The sequence below is a fragment of the Ochrobactrum sp. A-1 genome, assembly GCF_022488005.1.
GTDB lineage: Bacteria > Pseudomonadota > Alphaproteobacteria > Rhizobiales > Rhizobiaceae > Brucella.
The window spans coordinates 58,623-77,743 of record NZ_JAKVQC010000009.1 but is presented as its reverse complement, the minus strand read 5'-3'; the positions used below and the strand labels follow the sequence as shown (position 1 = coordinate 77,743).

Genomic DNA, 19,121 nt, shown 5'->3' with positions numbered 1-19,121 from the left:
GTTTATTCTATGCAGTAACGCTAGTATATTTATTACAACTTTTTGTATTTGTTGTCTTTTTCTGGATTCTCGGAAGAGCGTATTTGTTGCTGCATTCGGCGTGGCGTCGTACCAAGGATGCGACGAAAAGCATAAATAAAGGCGCTTTCAGAGCCGTACCCCAGTTGGGCAGCCACAGACGCAATTGTCATATTCGGTCGCGCCAGCAGTTTGTGCGCCTGCATCATACGCCAGCGCAAAATATACTCCATCGGACTATTTCCGACTGCGGCACGGAACCGTGCCGAGAACTGGGACCGTGAAAGATGGCTGATGCCTGCAAGTTCATCCAGCCGCCAATTGTGCCCTGGGTCCCGATGGATCGCCATCAATGCACCGCCAATTCTGGGATCTGAGAGGGCAGAGAGCCAACTGCGATCAGTCATAACGGGCAGACTACGTATCAGTTCAATAAAAATCATCTGCATGATCGGAATAGCCATCGCTGCACCACCTGGAACATCGCCGGCGAGCTCTTCTTCCAGTCTGTTGGTGAGCCAGTGAAGACGTTCCGCTACAATGCTTTCCGCTCGAATCACGACGATCGATGGTAAGATTTCTCGCAGAAGTTCGCTGTTTAAAGGCAGATCCATGCGACCACTATGGCAAAGGAACCCCGGCCCCGCGCCACCGTCCAGCTTTGCATGGTTCTTGTAGGCTTTCTGCGAAAAGACTTCAGCCGCTGGAATGGGCGGACAATTCAGATCACTCCCGATGACAAAGGGGATATCCGGGCCGATCAGGAAACAGTCTCCTGCAGCAAGCATCAATCGCTCACCTTGCACTTCCAGAAAACAACTACCTTGCCTGATGATGTTGCATTTCAAGGCACTTACAGGAGGCACGTCGATTGCCCAACGCCCGCAAGCCTCAAGTCCGACGGACATAGTCGCGCTGGCTTCAATCAAATTCAGCAGCTGGGAAAGGGGATCGTTGAACATCACAACCGGCCAATATCTACATTAAACAAGCCATTTGACTATAGATTTTCCTGTCATCGATTTCTACCTTTTCAAGGCACAATCAGGAGAAGAATATGCAGCACGGTCAAACGCCGCTCGGCACCCCATTCGGCCCATGTACTACTGCCCAAGAGGTTATTCGCGATATCGACCTCACAGGTAAGACTGCCGTTGTGACAGGCGGCGCGTCAAATCTCGGCCTTGAAACGGTGCGTATTCTGGCATGGAGAGGGGCCCGTGTGATCGTTCCGGTGCGCGACATTGGCACCGCCGGCAAGATGCTATGCAATATTCCAAATGTTGAACTATTCACGATGGATCTCCTTGATCCCGCCTCTGTTCGCAGCTTTGCGGATAAGTTTGTCATTGAGCATGGCTCCCTGGACATTCTGATCCTCAGCGCGGGAGTGATGGCCACTCCTCTATTTCGCGATGCAGAAGGCCATGAAGGCCAGTTTGCGACTAATCATCTTGGTCACTTTCGCCTGACCGCGGCCTTGTGGCCTGCTCTTTGCGCGGCCAAAAATGCGCGCGTCATCGTACTGTCCTCACGGGGACATCAGTTGGGCGGACTTGCGCTCGAAGATCTTGATTTCGTGCAACGCCCCTACGACAAATGGCTCGCCTACGGTCAAGCCAAGACAGCCAATGCGCTCTTCGCCGTTGCAGTTGATGCACGTGGTATCAATCATGGTGTGAGGGCATTTTCGGTACATCCCGGCTCGATACTCGGTCCATTAGCGCGTCACCTCAGTCGGGAGGAAATCGACTCCTTCGGCGCAATCGATAATAACGGACAACCAGTCATAGATCCGGATCGCGATATGAAGACACCACAGCAAGGCGCTGCCACGACAATCTGGTGCGCTACCACGCCCGAGTTGGCGGGTATTGGGGGGGTTTATTGCGAAAACTGCGATATCGCACGGGTAGAAAGACAAGAGCGTTTTGGCGTTCGACCTTTTGCAATCGATCCCGATATCGCAGAGGCATTGTGGGCCGAAAGCGTGAGGCTGACCGGATACTTCTACTAAGGCAGCGCCTGGAACACCAGGCAAGATCTTCGATAACAAGGCTTGGTACCAGCTCGGGGCAACATTGCCTTTTTGACATAGCCCCCAAGAGGGAAAGTGCTTCTTCGTCCTCTTCAATTCGGTTTGGCAACCTGCGATCGAAACCAGAACCTGACACATCAAAATGCAAGAGGTCAAAATACAAAGGAGCGCCTTGTCTTAGTAGTGCAAACTTGGCCTTCCGACTTGCAAGTCAAGGCGAACGGGCAGCTTGGATTAAGTCCGCGTGGGCAACCCGTTCGTTCTTGAGCCGTTTCAATGACACCACCTTCCCTGCAGGACGATTGAATTCGGGAGCGAGTTTCCCCGGGACGTGAGGACTGCTCGCTCTCCTTCATCTGCTGCCTGGATGAAGTCATGAAAGATTTTGCTGGGATATACATATTCTTCCTCCTCCTCTTAAGGTCAGAGTCGCTAATCATTGGTGGTGAGGTTGGTTTCATCAGTGTCAACGATGAAGATCGCCAAAAGGCGGGCACGCTTGGTCGGACTAACGTTTTCACTAACATTGTGTCGATCACCCGGAAATTCCGAGAAACTCTGACCTGCGTGATAGGTAATAACCGGACCATCATTGACCTGGCTACGGATAGCTCCTTCCAGAACCGTCGCGTAAATGAAGGCAGAAGCAGGATGGGTATGAGCAGGCGAAGTACCGCCCGGTTCATATTCCACGAGCACGCCCTTCATGCTCTTTCCCGGCACATTCGGAAGCACCTGGTCGTAAATGACCGTTACTGTGGATGTTTCACTGGCCTGTTCATGGGCAAACCCCGTCGAAATCGGAATAGTGGTTGCCAACGCAATGCGGATAAACGTCTTGATCATGGTGGGCTCCTGTCATGTCTGCAAGAAATGGAGTGACACGCAAACCGGCCCCGCCTGCCAAACGTGTCCCAGGGTCATAGTTCCTTGTAGGAGATTTATTTACGGCGGTAGTTGCCCGAGCGCCTAATGTACGGAAGCTGCTTCCTCTATCAGCGCAGCGACTTCTTCCGGATGCGAGATCATTACCACGTGGGAAGCTCCATCTACGACAACAGTTTTTACTGTGCCCGCACGTTTGGCCATGAATTCCATTGCGGCCGGCGGTATGTTTCGATCCTGCGTTCCATAGATCGAATAGGACGGCAACCTCTTCCACGAGGGGAAACCAGATTTCTCCTCCAGTGCCGCTTGTGCGACCGGACGTTGGGTGGCCGCCATCAAAACGGACCGATCTTCGGATAGATCCGCTGCAAACTGATCATGGAAACGGTCCGACCGAATGAAGAGATCACGTTCACCCCGCTCCTGCTCTACTGAAAAAATCGCATCCGCTAATGTACTGCCGGGAAACTTTTTTGAAAGGCCAAGGCTAGTTTCACCTCGATCTGGTGCGAACGCAGAAACATAGACGAGCGCAGTCACGTTGGGATTACCGTTAGCGGCTTCTGTGATAACGGGACCACCATAGGAATGTCCGACGAGGACAACCGGCCCCGATATTGATCGAATAACTGCGGAGACAGTTGCCGCATCTGCCATGACGCCCCGAAGCGGATTTGCGGCTGCTATCGCCTTATAACCGTCGCGCTTGAGCCGAGAGATAACTTCGTTCCAGCTCGAGGACTCTGCAAAGGCACCATGAACAAGAACTATGGTGGGTTTGGATTGGGCAAACGCTGGCTGTGCAATAGTTACAGAAAAAAACATTACTGCAAAGGTCAGGATTTTTGTCAGTTTCTTCATCTCTTTCTCCAACAACTTCTTCTTACAAGTTGTTGTCAACTATGTTCCATCTTCCCAGCATCTCCTATCGAACAGTAGGATCTGTCCGATTGTACCAAGGTCTAGGTTCAGCACATCGTTGCGATGATCATCCGATTAATTGTGGCCACTCCAAGAGATCCGGTACGGCTTCGAGCCTTGATAATACCATACACCATATGGATTAATGCCGTAACGAACTGTCTCGGCTATTCAATCGCCGATTGGTTACTATGCATCATGATAGATCAACCCTTTCGATTAGATGATCGTCAAGTGATTAATAAGCTCCTACCGTCGAATTGTGCAGATCGCACAACGGAAACATTGGAGAACCACAATGAAAGCGATAATTCTAACCGCTGCAGCACTTCTTCTTTCGAGTGGAAGTGTCTTTGCCCAAAGTGACCATATCGGATCGGATTGGCAATATCCATCAACGAGAACCGATAGCCGTCCAACGTCATCTGTAAAGCAGGCGCGTGCTGGCCACGGCCCAGATGCTCCCAAGACCGTATACAAACCAATCAGCTCCACCCAGGAACCAGGTCGGTTGCTGTGGGGCCAATGATAAAACAACAAAATATAATTAGACTGAGGATCGGCATTGCCGATCCTAATTTTTATCAATAAGGCTAAGCAACTAGCGCCACCATTTCTTGAAGAACGATCGGACCTACCGCAACTGATGCGCTGTTAGAAATAGCTACATTACTGGTAGATCCAAACCAGTTTCGTTTGACACATTCACGTCCCTTCCAACTTCGACAACAAGTAATGCCGAGCGCCACTGGAGTTGTCCCTGGAAATGGAAATGACCAGATTTCTGATTGAAGCTGTAGAACCGGACGAGGTGAGCCGCAAAATCATTCCGTAGGAAAGCTGGGTGGTCGAGAACCCTATATTTATTAACTTCGTAGTCTCGATCATATGCACGGTGCGATTACGCCGTATTGCATTTTGGGAAGGTGGGTTCAAGCTTGAAGTGCGACTTGCAAACGATAACAATGAGTTATCCTAAGCAAGGAACCCGTCATGGAACGCACCTACGCGCATATTGATCTGGATGAACGCCGCAAGATCGCCCGCTGGCGCGCTGCAAACCTCTCCGTTGACGTTATTGCCGAGAAGCTTGGACGACATCGCTCAACCGTTTTCCGCGAGTTGAAACGCAATGGATTTGTCGACGATCAGATCACGGACCTGACTGGCTATTACTGCACGGTTGCCGATCAGAAAGCACGTGAACGTCGCTCGAAACGACGCAAGCTCATCCGGTTTGATCATTTGCGTCAATCCGTGATCAAGCACATCAGCGATGGATGGTCGCCGCAGCAAATTGCCGGGAGAATGCAACTGGAGCGCCACCCCATCTCTGTCAGTCATGAAACGATGTATCAGTTTGTTTATTCCGACGACGGTCGAAACGAAGGGCTTTGGAAATATCTGCCTGAACGTCGTGCCAGACGACGTCCACGTCATGCCCGGCGCCGTCATGGACGTCGATTTCCGCCGGAACTGAGCATCTTACATCGCCCGGACATGGTCGCCAGGCGCAAGCAGTTTGGACATTGGGAATGCGACACGATCCAGTTTCGCAAGACGTTCGGCAAAGCCAATGTGACGTCTCTGGTCGAGCGGGTAAGCCGTTTCACAGTTTTGTTGCGCAACAATGATCGTCGGTCACTTGCGGTGATGGAGGGGGTGATTAGCGTACTGCAACCCCTGCCCCAAATGGCCCGGCGCTCGATCACTTTTGATCGCGGCACTGAGTTCACGGAATGGGCTTACCTGCAGGCCGGGATCGGATCACAAACTTGGTTCTGTGATCCGCAGTCGCCCTGGCAAAAGGGAACGGTCGAAAACACCAACAGGCGAACAAGACGATGGCTCCCCAGAGACCTTGATCCACTAACGTTGAGTGACCGAGATCTCGTATTCATCTGTCATCGCCTCAACAATACGCCGCGCAAATGTTTGGGGTACAAAACGCCAGCAGAAGTCTTTCGACAAAAACTCATCGCAAACAGACATCGTTCTACGTAAACTCAAACTGTAAAAGTCGCGCTTCAGCATGACCTCACAGAACGGTTTCAATTAATACGCTAAATCCGTTAAAACGCAGTCGTTTCTACTTAACAAAATCAGTATTCATATCTGGCTTTTAGAAAGGTTACACCCACCGTCCGTACACATGTGATTGCACCAAAGTATTGCTGTTCCCGTTACCCAGCACAATGGAACTGAATGCCGGTTTTGAACATAGTAGGCCATCTTCAGCCAGAAAGGGAGGCAAATACGATGTCGCCTATTCCCTCATACACTACCAGGCCAGAAGCGATTAAAGGTCTGCTGGTGGTTGAAAGAATGATCAATGTGAGTGTGTGGCAGCATCCGTTGAGCGGATTGGTGCGGTTGCGGGTCTCACAGATGAGTGGCTGCGCATCCTGCGTGAAAACGAGTGTGGTGGAAGCCCGCGCGAATGGTGAAGCAGAGATGCGTTTATTCATGGTCAGCGCTTGGCGAAAATCAATTCTCTATAGTGTCAAGGAGCGAGCAGCCCTCGCATTGACCGAAGCACTCATCAATGGTGAAAAACGTGAAGAACTGCGAGGCGATCAAGAACTGATCAAAACGCAATTGAAGGATTACGAAATTGTCAATCTGACGGTGATGGTTGGTGCTATCAATCTGTGGATCCGCCTGCAAATCGCCGCTCGCGCGGTTCAGGTCACCCAGCCGTCAGTCTGAGCGACTACCTGACACTATCTGTCGGGCCTGGAACGTATATCCTCCCACGTTTGTCGCTCAATTGGCGGATCGCTGCGTCCCTCCCGCGCAGCGATCCGCATTCCGTTGTATCACGGCTGAGAGCCCATCAGCGTCGGCATTCAAGATGTACAGATAATCCATCCGGTAAGCGCTGGTGTTCTGTCTGATTAATTTATCTCTCAATGCCTCCGGCAGGCATTGTCCCCTTACCCAGCTGACCGATAATCCACGTACTCTTCAGGTCATGAAAGTCGTTTTGCCGTTTGGAAAGATAAGCAGACAGCATATCAGGCACAGATCAAATCCGGATCCTCCCCGGAAGCTGAGGAGCAGGGACTTCGTCGAAAGCTTGGCGGTCGTTATCTATATTGGAATGAATGGAAACCATCCGTTCTTTGACAAACAGGCTCCTGAACGACTGAGCACAGAGCAACCCCTATCCATACATTGGATAGGTCGCTGGTTGTGTCCAGGAAGATTTTCTTTCACGAGATGTGCTGATATCCGACACGATAAAAAAATACCGGGCACACTGGCGAGAGTGTGCCCGGAAAATCCTCATCATAAAAGCAATCAGTAATCCCAGAAAACGGGGACCCAACGATAAGCGTCACCGTCGACCGCAACGCGTCCCACGGATGGAAACGGTAGATGGGTCGCCACCAGTTGTTCACCGGTTTCGGCGAGCTCGGTTAAAAGACGTACACGAACGCGGGCTGCTTCCTCGGGGTCATGTTCAAAACCGTTATACCAGTCTGGGTGGTCAAATCCGACAGCAAAGATGGCATCGCCAGCAAAGGTCAGTCGATCTTCACCCGATGCAAGACGAACCACACAGTGTCCTGGGGTATGTCCACCAGTGCGATAGGCCATCACACCCGCTGCCACTTCGCATTGCTCATCAAACAGGCACAGTTGATCCCGATACTGCTCGACAAATCGTTTGGCAGTTGCCCTGAGCGCATCCGGAAAGCCATCGGGCATGTGAGCGTATGTAAAATCCGGTGCTTCCCAGAACTCAACTTCTGCGGCCGCCACATGAATCCGCAGATCAGGACGCAATCTTTCCTTTACGCCCTCGACAAGAAGACCACCGATATGATCCATATGCATATGGGTGAGAACCACGTCAGTGACCGAAGCAAGATCAATACCGGCACCGGCCAGTCGCTTGACCAACTGTCCCGCGCGCGGCAAGTTGAGGTCAGGATCGAGACCCAATCCAGCGTCGACGAGGATCGTCTGATTACCGCTACGCACTACGACCACGTTCAGCGACCAATCAAACGAATCCGGTGGCAGATACATATCGTCAAACCATTCTGCTCGTACGTCCGGGTCAATGTTGTGCCCCAACATTTCGGTTGGAAGAGGCAGCACACCATCGCTGATGACCAGAACGTCAATCTCACCGATGCGCAATGCATAGCGGGAGGGCACCAGTTCGTCGGGTCCTGATTTGCTCAAGTTGGTTTCGTGTTTCATAAGGTGTCTCCGTTTTCACCCATTTGACGGGCGTTGTTGGAAAAGGTGCACTCATATATGCCATTGTATGTTGGAACAGATTCACGATCTCGCCAGTTCAAGGATCACTTGCAATGGCAATTTGCCGTAGGACCGCCGATACAATTCTGCATCAACATGCATGCGATCTTCCTCCGAAAGCGATCGAGTGCTTATCGCTTGCATGGCCATGATGTACGAGAACGGCGACGAATGGCTATTGATCGGAAGTGTCTCGATTACACACTTTATGTCTAATACTCGCCACACCTAGGTATAGGAGTTATGTTCCAGCCGGTTGCCTGGAGAATATTACAACGAACGAATAGAATAGCGCGACACGAGCTATTCAAGAAATTCGACTATCAAGCCGCGCATCGGTTACCGGTATCGAATCCGCTTGGCGATCCAGCCCGATGCAACGACTTGGCGCTCCAAGCGCAAGATTGCTTTGGCAATAGAGCAAAGGTAATTTCAGTAATTTACTGCACCGACCATGCGTCAGCGATAATACTGACAATTACTCCTGAGACGTAACAACGGTTAACAGCCGGGGCTATGAATAGTGGCGGTCGTGCTTGCTCATTGAGCGCTTAACCTGCCCTCGCACTAATTGTCAACGCTTGTGGCGCTCTTGTAACCTTGGACAGGGCTAGCGGTGGATATGTCCTTGTCTTGATAATCCACAGAAGTTGAATGCGAGCCCTTTTTGGCGCTCGCCATTCGCGTCAAGATAATCTTGGTAACGATCAGTGTCGGCGCAGCAAAAACGAAAAGCAATGCAATCGTGAAAAATGCCGTATCGAAAGCGATTACCGTAGACTGGTACGCGACAGCCTTGCTCAATAACGCCTTGGACGCCTGATTTGCAGCAGCCGTAGTCATCCCGCGGGCCTCGAGAACTGCCACACTTGTTCCTAACCGATCGCCTACAGCAGAATATCCAGCTGTGATATGGCTGGCGAGCACAGATACATTGCCTGCGATATTCCGCGTCATAAGAGACTGAAGACAAGCTATTCCCAGAAGACCGCCAAACTGGCGGCCAGTATTGAAGATGCCGATTGCGGCAGGGAGACTACGTGCACTCATCCTACTGAATGCGATCAACGTAATAGACAGAAATAGAAAGCCAAGGCTCAAGCCCCGCAGGAGAACGGCGTTCAACATGTCGTCCATTCCGCTGTCGCCTGCGGAGCCTGACAGGAGCCACATAGCGATCATGATCATCACGATCCCGAAGGGTACGGTGACAATTGGAGAGACGCCCAGGCCCTGGAATACGAAGGCAGACAAGAAAAGCGAAAATACAAAAGGTATACTACTGGCGAGCAAAAGAATACCGGTATCCGTTGGCGTGAAAGCCAGGACCGAGATTGCAAAACTCGGAATCAAATAAGTGCTTCCAAACAATGCCGCACCAGCTACAAAACTTACTATGAATGCGAACGTAAAATCGACGGACCTGAAAACACTGAGCTCGAGCAGTCCTTCATCCTCAGGCCGGCTCGCTTGGTGACTAATAAACAGGCAAAGCGTCACCACACCTATTCCGGTCAGCCACCGGATGCGACCTTCATCGAACCAGTTCCAGCGGTCGCCCTGGTTGAGCACATAGACGAGGCAGAAAAGCGTGATTGATGCCAGTAGAAGGCCACTCCAGTCAAAGCGCCTATAGGGAATATAGGTGCCGATGGTTTCTTCTGATAGGAGAACAAGCCCGGCTGCCAGCAATCCGATAGGAACTACTGAGAAAAAAATCCACTTCCAAGAATAGCTGTCCAATAGCCATCCTTGCAGTGCCGGTACGAGGGTCGCCGGTGCAACCACAGCCCCTGTTGCAAACAAGGCTTGTAGAACAGGCTGGCGAGAAGGCGAAAAGTCTCGAAAGATAACGGTTTGTCCGATTACCAGTAGGAGACCTCCCGAAAACCCCTGAAATGCGCGCAGAACAATCAGCAAATCCAATCGGGTCGTCAAGGCAGTGGCCGCACTTGCCAATGTTATCATCACAGTCGCCGCAACAACGATAATCCGCAAATTAACGGTCGTCGCAATCCAAGATGCCATAAGGAACGCGATCATCTTCAGTGTCGTATATCCGATGTCGAGCCAGGCGAATTCGTCGGGAGTAGCGTATACATCACCGATTATATGACCTTTGCCAAGCGTCAAAGCGGTACCCGCAATCGCCTCAGTCAAAGTGGCAATCACAATGCCCGCGAGGAGGAGGCATCCTGTATTCTGCCTGGTTTGGCTCGAGACGCTTGGGGGAGAGAGCATCAATTCTCACTCCCCAAATCGATCTTGACCCGCGCGGAAAGTCCAGGAACCAGACGGCCGGGAAGTGGATTCTGAACAAGTTTGATCTTGACTGGAACACGTTGCACGACGCGGACGAAATTGCCAGTAGCATTATCAGCGGGCAGGAGACTGAAGGCCGATCCGCTACCCGGTGCAAAGCTGTCAACTTTTCCCTCGATAATTGTTCCTGGATAGGCGTCGACCGTTACCTGGGCCCACTGACCGGGTTGAATATTCTCAATCTGTGTTTCCTTGAAATTTGCGACAATCCATACGTCCTTGATTGGGACCAGATCGATCAGTGAAGCTCCAGGGGATACCAGGCGTCCGACGCGAACCTGACGGTTACCAATAACGCCGTCAAAGGGAGCACGGACGACTGTATTGTCGAGATCAATTCGGGCCAGGTCACGCGCAGCCCTGGCTTGAAGCACAGCAGCCAGGGCTGCTTCCTTTTGTGTGGTGAGAACCTTGATACGTGTTTCTTGTGCCTCCAGCGCGGCTTGAGCGCCTAATAAGCCAGCCTCTGCTTTTGACCTCGCAGCGTCACTTTCATCGACCTGAGCTCTGCTGACCGAATTTGTGCGAACAAGTTCACGCTGTCGCTGAGACGCTTTGACCGCGAGAGCAAGATCTGCCCCTGCTGCCCGTTTCTGTGCCGTCGCCTGCTTGACCAGAATATGCTGAAGCTGGATCTCCGCCTCAACATTTTCGATATGTGCCTGTGCCGCCTGCACATTTGCTTCAGCCTGCGCCAGACGTGCGCGGAAATCCCTGTCATCGATTCTGAACAGAACATCATTTGCTCGTACAGTCTGGTTGTCGGCTACATCAACCACGGTGACATATCCGGTCACCTTCGATGCGATTGCAGTCGTATTACCGCGAACATAGGCATTGTCCGTTGTCGTCCGCTCGCTCGAGCGCGCCCACGCCCAGCCTCCCGCAGCGGTTGCAATCGCGCTGAGACAAAACACCAGACCAACGATTTTTTTCTTCTTCCAGGTCATCATCTTGTGCACCAAAGGGTAATTGTCGTTACCGTTGACGGTTATGGTAATGTAGGTTACCGGTCAAGCGGAAGTTATTGAAGAAGGCCGATAAAGTGACCGATACGAAAAGCGAACGGACAAAACTTCGACGGAAAACTATTCTTCGTGCTGCAGCGGAGCTTTTCTTCGAGCAGGGCTACGCAACCACCAGCATCGATGCGATCATAGAGCGTACCGGTGGCTCGAAGCGAACGATCTATAGTGAGTTTGGCAGCAAGGAGGGATTGTTCCTGGCTCTGGTTGCCGATAATGCGGATCGCGCGATCTCTGCACTCTCTCTGGACTACACTACCCAAAGTGACTTGCCCGATATGCTGACGACTTTTGGTAACCACCTACTGGACGTTTACATGAGCCCTTCGGTCCTGGGCATTTATCGTATCATCATCACTGAAGCCGGGCGGTTTCCCGATCTTGCGCGCGTGTTTTATGAGAAGGGCCCGGGCCGCACCACGGCTCATCTCGCCAAAGTTCTCCAGGCTGCAGCCGACCGCAAAGAAATTCAGATAGGCGATCCTTTGCTTGTTGCCGGGCATTTCGTCGGAATGATCCGGGATAATCTTCATTTACAGGTTGTGCTCGGATTACGACCTCCCCCCACCGAAGGGGAGGCACGGGCCACGGTGGCCTCCGCCGTAACTTTGTTTCTCAATGGCGTGCGATCGCGGTAATAACGTTACAGCAGGACCACACGCAACGCACAGCGCATCCAACAAAATCTCCCAATCCGGTCATGTTGGAACTGAATCAAGCTCCTGGCTGCCTTCCGGTTTCCTTTCTTCAAAAGGGTTCGTTTTGTGGCTGCTCCGAGGTCTTTGTTCCTGGCTCGCAAATCAATTGAATAGCAGCATTCGCGGCGATGCAGATACCGAGCGCTATATGAACCAAAGTAGCCGAGGGGAGTGCCTCGAAACCGAGTGCATAAGGTGAAATCACTGTCCAGCAGCCAAGTACAAAATTGACCCATTCGGTCCAGCTACGATAATGGCAGATTGCCATAATCGAACAACAAATAATGATCGTACCCACAAAGCCTGCATTCCACGCAACCAACGGTCGATCAATATACGGAAACATACAATAAGCCAGGGCCAGACCCAGTGTCAGACTCGCCCATTCGAGTCCTCTGTTTGGTACATGATTTGTCATGTTCTTTCCTTCCGGGTTATTCTTCACCGTCCTTTGTTGAGGCCGTCAGAAGAACATGAACAGCATTGTCCCATGACGCTATTCACCCCAGGCTTTGATTGTTTCATGCGATGGTAGATACATTTCTATTCCCTGAGCTATGTTCGTAATCGGTAAGCATGTACCATGCTGCACCTGCGATGAAGCCTCGCTCCCGGCGGGTTCGATGATTGCAGCAATTTGATCACTAGATCGAAGGCCGGTGAAATCTTCGTCCTTCAGCTTTCGCCGTCTGCTTGGGCACAACTTCATATCGGAGACCTCCGCTCGTCGCCAGGGCGGAAGCGGTTTTGCGCATTCAACAAAGCGACAGATACATTGCTCCCAAAGATGGAGCGGAACTAAGCCCGGGGATAGGTCATTTCGTCTGCCAACTTTGTTAGCGTTCCCATGTGAGCCGATCAGCTCATGAAATTCAGAAAATGCAGTCTCGACTGCTCATAGGAGTATAATATGGAACAGCTATCAATCACGGCCACCCGCCGTGCAGTCATGTCCGGTACCCTTGGTCTTGCAGCTGCCGGCGCCACATTTGGTCCAGCTCCCGCAAATTCAGCTGAGAAATCTTCCGGAACGGAATTCAGTGACCGACATGGATATGTCGTCACAAAAGACGGCGTGGCGATTTTTTACAAGGACTGGGGTCCAAAGGACGCCCAACCGATTGTCTTCCATCACGGATGGCCATTGAGCGGAGATGATTGGGACAACCAGATGCTCTTCTTCCTGGCGAAGGGATATCGCGTAATAGCGCATGATCGCAGAGGTCATGGTCGCTCGAGCCAAGTCAGTGATGGGCATGACATGGACCACTATGCGGCCGACGTCGCAGCGGTCATCACGCATCTTGATCTTCAAAATGCTATCCATGTAGGACACTCTACCGGCGGTGGAGAAGCAACCCGCTATACAGCCAAATATGGCGACGGACGCGTTGCCAAACTAGTACTGATCGGTGCCGTCCCACCGATTATGGTAAAAACATCATCGAATCCGGATGGATTACCCATTGAAGTGTTTGACGGATTCCGAACCGCCTTGGCGGCTAATCGATCACAGTTTTATAAGGATGTCGCGAGCGGACCATTCTATGGCTTCAATCGACAGAACGCCGTGCCCTCGGAAGCCTTGATCCAGAACTGGTGGCGGCAAGGTATGACGGGGGCGGCAAATGCGCATTACCTAGGCATCAAAGCGTTTTCGGAAACAGATTTTACCGAGGATCTGAAGGCCGTAACCGTTCCCACGCTGGTGCTACATGGTGATGACGACCAAGTGGTTCCGTATGCCAATTCGGCGTTGCTCTCCGCGAAGCTGCTTAGGAATGCCGAACTTAAAATCTACAAAGGTTTTCCGCATGGCATGGCAACCACCCACGCCGAAACTATAAATGAAGATTTACTGAGATTTATCAGTCGATAAACGACGATTCGACAAGTTACTATCTACGATAATTTGCCCATCATGAGGCATAGTATTCGTGATGGGCCTTTGTTATTCCTAGACGTTTGCGCTGCGCTTGATGAGGACAAGGCAGATTTATTTCAAATATGGTATGATAGCCAAAGGGAGTTTTCTGCATCTAACAGATTGGCAGGAGATTGGCGATGGCAGATCGGACCTCTTTAGAAAATGACGCCGTGGATAACGGGGCACTTTGGTCGCGTGAGGAAGAACTTTCATTATTAGTAGATATGGTTCCAAGTCATTTGTGGCGTTTAACGGATGAAGGCGAACCTAGTTTTTTCAATAAGCGTATGGTCGATTTCATTGGTTTCAGCGCTGATGACCTAGAAAGCCCTGGCCGCTCAAAGTTGGACGTGCTCATTGACTGTATACACGAAGATGACGCCAAGGAATTCGGTTCGACGCTTCGCCGGTGTATCGCTACTGGCGAGGTATTCGCGATGCGTTATCGCATACGCCGGGCGGATGGGGCTTTTCATTGGATGTCTAGTCGGGCCGAGCCCATGCGTGATCGGGACGGACGTATAATCCAATGGTACGGTTTATGTCATGACATACATGATCAAGTGATAATGGAAGAAGCGCTAAGACGCAGCGAAAGTCAGCTTCGTCGGCTGGTCGATTCCAACATTATCGGAATTGTCACTTGGGATCTAAATGGACAACTTTTGGATGCGAACGACGCCTTTCTTAACATGGTCCAGTATAGTCGTGACGAATTTGAAAAAGGATTCAGCTGGCTAGATTTAACTCCTCCGGAGTGGCAGGAGGCGCACGCACTTCAAGAAGCTCAGGAACTTGCCAATACAGGTCTAATGCAACCAAGGGAGAAAGAGTTTTTCAGGAAGGACGGGGGTCGAGTACCCGTACTGATTGGTGCTGCTTGTTTCGAAGGTCAGCGTAGACAAGGTGTAGCCTATATCCTCGATTTAACTGAACGTAAGCATGCAGAGTTGGAACTGCGCAAACGTGAGAGGGAACTTGAACAACTAGTAGATACGGTACCTGTCCAACTCTGGTCTGTTTCGGCAGAAGGCCACGCCGCATATATCAATAAGACGATGAAGGACTATATGGGGCTTCACCCGAGAAAAAACGGTGACGAGCCAGGACTCGCAGAGACGTTGAAAAGCAGCGTACACCCGAATGACAGACTGCTTTACTTGGACAAGATAACCAATTCGGTCGAAACCGGCGAAAAATTTGAACACAAGTTTCGAAATCGCCGCTGGGATGGTGAATATCGATGGACGCAGGGTTATGCTAACCCGCTTCGCGATGAGGAGGGCAATATAATCCGTTGGTATGGCGCCAACATTGACATTCATGACCAAGAAGTTTCTCAAAATGAATTGCGAGAAAAAGAACGTTTCCTTTCGCGCTTGGTTGAGACGTTACCGGCAATGGTTGACTGTGCTGCGCCGAATGGTGAGCCAGTTTACCGGAGTCAACAGCTTCGGGAATTTCTTGGATATGAGCTCGAGGAGTTGGATAGTTCAGGAAAATCACGGCTTGCGGCCACGCTTGATACAAGTGTTCATCCTGATGACTTAGCAGTAGTTAAGAAGAGATATTCGCAATGCCTTTCGTCAGGCGAACCCTACGCGCATAAGCACCGTTTGCAGCGCTTCGACGGCGAATACCGTTGGGTCGAAACTCGCGCAGTGCCAATGCATAATACTGCTAGTGAAATAGTACAATGGAACGTTATATGCATTGACATCGATAGCGAAGTGCGGGCTCAGGAAGCCCTGCGCTTGGCTCAGGAAAGGCTTTTTCGCGCTAGCCAAACAGCAAGTCTCGCCGAGCTATCGGCGTCAATTGCGCATGAGGTTAATCAGCCACTCGCTGCTGTCGTAGCAAATTCATATGCATGTCATCGTTGGTTGTCAGCAACACCGGTGAATCTAGAGCGGGCAAAACAAACGGCTGAACGCCTCATACGAGATGCTAACACCGCCAGTGATATAGTTAATCGAATCAAAGCATTATTTAAACACTCAGCAGATGAGCGCATTCTCACCGATATTGGAAACATAATATCTGAAGCGCGAGCCCTGCTGGCTGGAGATGCATTACGACACCGAGTTGAAATACTCGTCGAAGGAGAGTTTGGCTTGCCACAGTTGATGGTAGATCGAACACAAATACTCCAAGTGCTAGTGAATTTAATGCGTAACGCGATAGAAGCCATGGAAGGCTCTCAATATGGGAGGGTCCTCAGAATAAACGGGGTACCGACAAACGCAGGAGTTCGCATCGAAATCAGCGATCTTGGTATTGGTCTCACCGAGTTTGAAAACATCTTTGAACCATTTGTATCCGCGAAGATTAACGGAATGGGCATGGGACTTGCCATTTGCCGTTCCATAGTCGAAGGGCATGGTGGACGATTAACGGCAGAACCCAACCAGCCGAAAGGAGCGAAGTTCATTATAAATTTGCCAACTGGCTTGTGATAATTATCTAGATTGGTTTCGAGTTTGCGCCCGGTTTGATGGCGAAGTAATGCTCGAATGTCAACGTAAATTGTGATGTACAATAGTTAACGAACTTCACACCCATGGTGGACGCAACATGTACTCATTGATCAGTGGGCTCCAACTGAGCCGTCGCAACATGAAAAACATAAGTACCCGGTCCAGCATATTTCGCGGCAGATTGATCGTCTATTTGACCGTGAAACTTTGAATAGAGTGATACCATCGCGGTGAACCGAGAATGCCGAAAACTGTCAGAAGCGCTGAGTTCGGAAATATCAATAACCCGCGCCCCATATCGCATAGCGGCCGTCTTGACCCATGGATCATAAACGTCGTCAGCCCCTACTCGATGGCCACCGGTAATAATCCGGGACACTGCCAGCGCTTTATCGTCACCAGATACCAGCAGATTCAATGGGTGCGCAAGTCGCCCGATCGCATTTAGTTTACGGATCATATCATTAGTATCGATATCTGGGGCGGCTAATACTATATTATCCAAACGCCTAGCCACCTGAAATCGAGAGGTTCGGCTCAACCCGGCTAGGGTTCCCATCGCAAGCCACGCTCCCATGCTATGTGCAAGGAGGCCGACCTTGATCTTTCCTCCCTGGACGAGGATCTCAATTGTCTCGGCAAGACCGTCGGTCGAAGCTAGCGCAGCGCGCCTGTCCGTGCTGTAGCTTAGCGCGTTACCCTGGGACGGCCAGGCAAATAACACTGGGGTTTGGCCATCTGGGGAATCTGCTGTAAGTTGCGCGAGCCGATAGACCGATTCCTGATAAGTGTTGTTATATCCATGTACAAATAGTCTGACAGAAGGGATACGATTGGCAGAAACTATAGCCGAATAAAACTCGTCTGCAGTGAGGCTCCGGGATGTCAGTGTAACAAATTCCTTGGCCGGATCTGGTGGTGCACTGGGCCACTCAACCAAGTTAGCCTTGTGAGTAGGTGGGATTGATATTACATGCTTTACGAATCTCAGGTGCGGTGAGTAGCCACTCGTAAACGTTGTCCCGGAATCATCTGCTGGGGCTCTGACAGTAGAAACATATACTGTCACGCGTTTGCAGTCGGTTCGAGAAAACGACAAATTCGTAGCGCTTCGTTCTAGCTTGGAGCTACACGCAACAAGCCCGAATAACAGGAAGGCCATTACCAATGCCGAGATTGGTATGCTACTCCGGTTGTTATGAAGTGCCGCGCGCGGCAGCGGCAAGATCACGTTTCAGTCCTCCTGGCGATTTTGTTTTCAGAAACAAAATAGAGAGATAATTTTCGCACTATTGGCTATGGGGGACTATCTTCTAAACGGAGAAAACATCCTATGCTAAGTGATAGGAAGCGCTAAACAGTTTCAGGGCCATTCATTGACAGAAGGTTCAATGAGGAAGATATTTCGACGTGTTGGGAACCGATGTTGGCATACGCTCACCAAAGTGACGAAAACGGCACGTAAGTCTATCTATCATGCATCGCTAATCTGATTGCCAGTCAAGAATCGCCGCCGTGGCTTTGTTCCTTCGATTGGCAATAATAAATCATCGTTATCGCCTGGATAACTGAGGCGATAAAGATGATTTTCTAACGTATCAGAGAGCCTTTTGCAGTTCCGGCAGGATCGTAAATAGATCGCCGACGAGCCCATAATCGGCAACCTGGAAGATCGGCGCTTCTTCATCCTTGTTGATGGCGACGATGACGCGGCTGTCCTTCATGCCAGCCAGATGCTGGATCGCGCCGGAGATGCCGACAGCGATGTAAAGCTCCGGTGCAACCACCTTGCCCGTCTGGCCAACCTGCCAGTCGTTTGGCGCATAGCCCGCATCGACTGCCGCACGGCTGGCGCCAACGGCAGCACCGAGCTTGTCGGCAACCGGAAGGATCACTTCCTGGAACTTTTCAGCCGAACCAAGTGCACGACCGCCTGAGATGATGATCTTGGCCGAGGTCAGTTCCGGACGATCCGAAGCCGACAGCGCATTGCCAACAAAGCTCGACAGCGCCGGATCGGCAGGCACCGTTGCACTTTCAACCGCAGCCGAACCGCCCTCGCCCGTTGCGGAGAAGGAGGCCGTGCGAACGGTGATCACCTTCTTGGCGTCAGTAGACTGCACTGTCTGGATCGCATTGCCCGCATAGATCGGACGCTTGAACTTATCCGCTGACACCACTTCCATGATGTCGGACAACTGCATCACATCGAGAAACGCTGCAACGCGCGGCAGGATGTTCTTGGCCGAGGTCGTCGCCGGGGCGATGATCGTGTCGTAATTGGCGGCGAGTTCCACGATGAGCGCTGCCGTTGGCTCGGCCAGACGGTTTTCCAGCGCATCGCTTTCAGCCAGCAGAACCTTGCGCACGCCTTTGAGCTTGGCGGCTGCATCGGCTGCAGATTTTGCACCCTTGCCTGCAACCAGAATATCGACATCGCCGCCGATCTGGGCAGCTGCCGTCAGCGCCTTTGCCGTCTGGTCCGAAAGGGTTGCATTGTCGTGTTCGGCAATAAGAAGAATAGCCATTTTT

Annotated in this window: 15 protein-coding genes and 2 pseudogenes; 8 read left to right on the top strand and 9 right to left on the bottom strand. The window is 51.3% G+C overall.

What is annotated here, in order from left to right; genetic code table 11:
• Positions 1-32: 32 nt before the first annotated feature.
• Positions 33-980, bottom strand: coding sequence for an AraC family transcriptional regulator (locus tag MKS82_RS27665; protein WP_080692097.1), 948 nt, complete (start codon positions 978-980; stop codon positions 33-35).
• 95 nt (positions 981-1,075) lie between these two features.
• Between MKS82_RS27665 and MKS82_RS27660 the strand changes: the two genes are divergently transcribed.
• Positions 1,076-2,035, top strand: coding sequence for an SDR family NAD(P)-dependent oxidoreductase (locus MKS82_RS27660; RefSeq protein ID WP_240579558.1), 960 nt, complete (start codon positions 1,076-1,078; stop codon positions 2,033-2,035).
• Between the two features lie 453 nt (positions 2,036-2,488).
• Here MKS82_RS27660 and MKS82_RS27655 read toward each other — a convergent pair whose 3' ends face one another.
• Both MKS82_RS27655 and MKS82_RS27650 read right to left on the bottom strand, forming a co-directional pair.
• Positions 2,489-2,902: a cupin domain-containing protein gene (locus MKS82_RS27655; RefSeq protein ID WP_151557813.1), complete on the bottom strand. Its 414-nt coding sequence runs from the start codon at positions 2,900-2,902 to the stop codon at positions 2,489-2,491.
• A 123-nt stretch (positions 2,903-3,025) separates the two neighbouring features.
• Positions 3,026-3,805: an alpha/beta fold hydrolase gene (locus MKS82_RS27650; RefSeq protein ID WP_240579557.1), complete on the bottom strand. Its 780-nt coding sequence runs from the start codon at positions 3,803-3,805 to the stop codon at positions 3,026-3,028.
• 1,053 nt (positions 3,806-4,858) lie between these two features.
• Between MKS82_RS27650 and MKS82_RS27645 the strand changes: the two genes are divergently transcribed.
• Positions 4,859-5,869 (top strand): IS30 family transposase, encoded by a 1,011-nt coding sequence (locus MKS82_RS27645; protein WP_240579556.1) that lies wholly within the window; start codon positions 4,859-4,861, stop codon positions 5,867-5,869.
• 255 nt (positions 5,870-6,124) lie between these two features.
• Entirely contained in the window at positions 6,125-6,574 is a 450-nt protein-coding gene (locus MKS82_RS27640; RefSeq protein ID WP_036588363.1) for a carboxymuconolactone decarboxylase family protein, read from the top strand.
• Between the two features lie 594 nt (positions 6,575-7,168).
• Here MKS82_RS27640 and MKS82_RS27635 read toward each other — a convergent pair.
• The 3 genes from MKS82_RS27635 to MKS82_RS27625 form a co-directional block, all read right to left on the bottom strand.
• Entirely contained in the window at positions 7,169-8,080 is a 912-nt protein-coding gene (locus MKS82_RS27635) for an MBL fold metallo-hydrolase (RefSeq protein ID WP_151557821.1), read from the bottom strand.
• A gap of 627 nt (positions 8,081-8,707) precedes the next feature.
• Positions 8,708-10,381, bottom strand: coding sequence for a DHA2 family efflux MFS transporter permease subunit (locus MKS82_RS27630; protein ID WP_151557839.1), 1,674 nt, complete (start codon positions 10,379-10,381; stop codon positions 8,708-8,710).
• Complete coding sequence (locus tag MKS82_RS27625) at positions 10,381-11,412, bottom strand: HlyD family secretion protein (protein WP_080692095.1); 1,032 nt, start codon at positions 11,410-11,412, stop codon at positions 10,381-10,383. The genes MKS82_RS27630 and MKS82_RS27625 overlap by 1 nt, the downstream gene beginning before the upstream one ends.
• A 77-nt stretch (positions 11,413-11,489) precedes the next feature.
• Between MKS82_RS27625 and MKS82_RS27620 the strand changes: the two genes are divergently transcribed.
• Positions 11,490-12,125 carry a TetR/AcrR family transcriptional regulator gene (locus MKS82_RS27620; protein WP_240579555.1) on the top strand — a complete coding sequence of 212 codons (636 nt, stop codon included), beginning with the start codon at positions 11,490-11,492 and terminating at the stop codon, positions 12,123-12,125.
• Positions 12,126-12,234: 109 nt separating this feature from the next.
• Here MKS82_RS27620 and MKS82_RS27615 read toward each other — a convergent pair whose 3' ends face one another.
• Positions 12,235-12,603: an SPW repeat protein gene (locus MKS82_RS27615; protein WP_080692093.1), complete on the bottom strand. Its 369-nt coding sequence runs from the start codon at positions 12,601-12,603 to the stop codon at positions 12,235-12,237.
• Between the two features lie 492 nt (positions 12,604-13,095).
• Here MKS82_RS27615 and MKS82_RS27610 point away from each other — a divergent pair, with 492 nt between their 5' ends.
• The 4 genes and pseudogenes from MKS82_RS27610 (at position 13,096) to MKS82_RS29715 (ending at position 16,568) form a co-directional block, all read left to right on the top strand.
• The gene (locus MKS82_RS27610; protein ID WP_036588350.1) at positions 13,096-14,064 is read left to right on the top strand and encodes an alpha/beta fold hydrolase; all 969 of its coding nucleotides are present in this window, start codon (positions 13,096-13,098) and stop codon (positions 14,062-14,064) included.
• 185 nt (positions 14,065-14,249) lie between these two features.
• Positions 14,250-15,059, top strand: a pseudogene (locus MKS82_RS29725) (PAS domain-containing protein); the annotation flags it as partial.
• 3 nt (positions 15,060-15,062) lie between these two features.
• Positions 15,063-15,473, top strand: a pseudogene (locus tag MKS82_RS29720) (PAS domain-containing protein); the annotation flags it as partial.
• Complete coding sequence (locus tag MKS82_RS29715; RefSeq protein WP_445558109.1) at positions 15,462-16,568, top strand: ATP-binding protein; 1,107 nt, start codon at positions 15,462-15,464, stop codon at positions 16,566-16,568. The pseudogene MKS82_RS29720 and the gene MKS82_RS29715, both read left to right, overlap by 12 nt.
• Before the next feature lie 124 nt (positions 16,569-16,692).
• Here MKS82_RS29715 and MKS82_RS27600 read toward each other — a convergent pair whose 3' ends face one another.
• Both MKS82_RS27600 and MKS82_RS27595 read right to left on the bottom strand, forming a co-directional pair.
• Positions 16,693-17,751 carry an alpha/beta hydrolase gene (locus MKS82_RS27600; protein ID WP_235994224.1) on the bottom strand — a complete coding sequence of 353 codons (1,059 nt, stop codon included), beginning with the start codon at positions 17,749-17,751 and terminating at the stop codon, positions 16,693-16,695.
• A gap of 436 nt (positions 17,752-18,187) precedes the next feature.
• The gene (locus tag MKS82_RS27595; RefSeq protein ID WP_240579553.1) at positions 18,188-19,117 is read right to left on the bottom strand and encodes an electron transfer flavoprotein subunit alpha/FixB family protein; all 930 of its coding nucleotides are present in this window, start codon (positions 19,115-19,117) and stop codon (positions 18,188-18,190) included.
• Positions 19,118-19,121 lie beyond the last annotated feature (4 nt).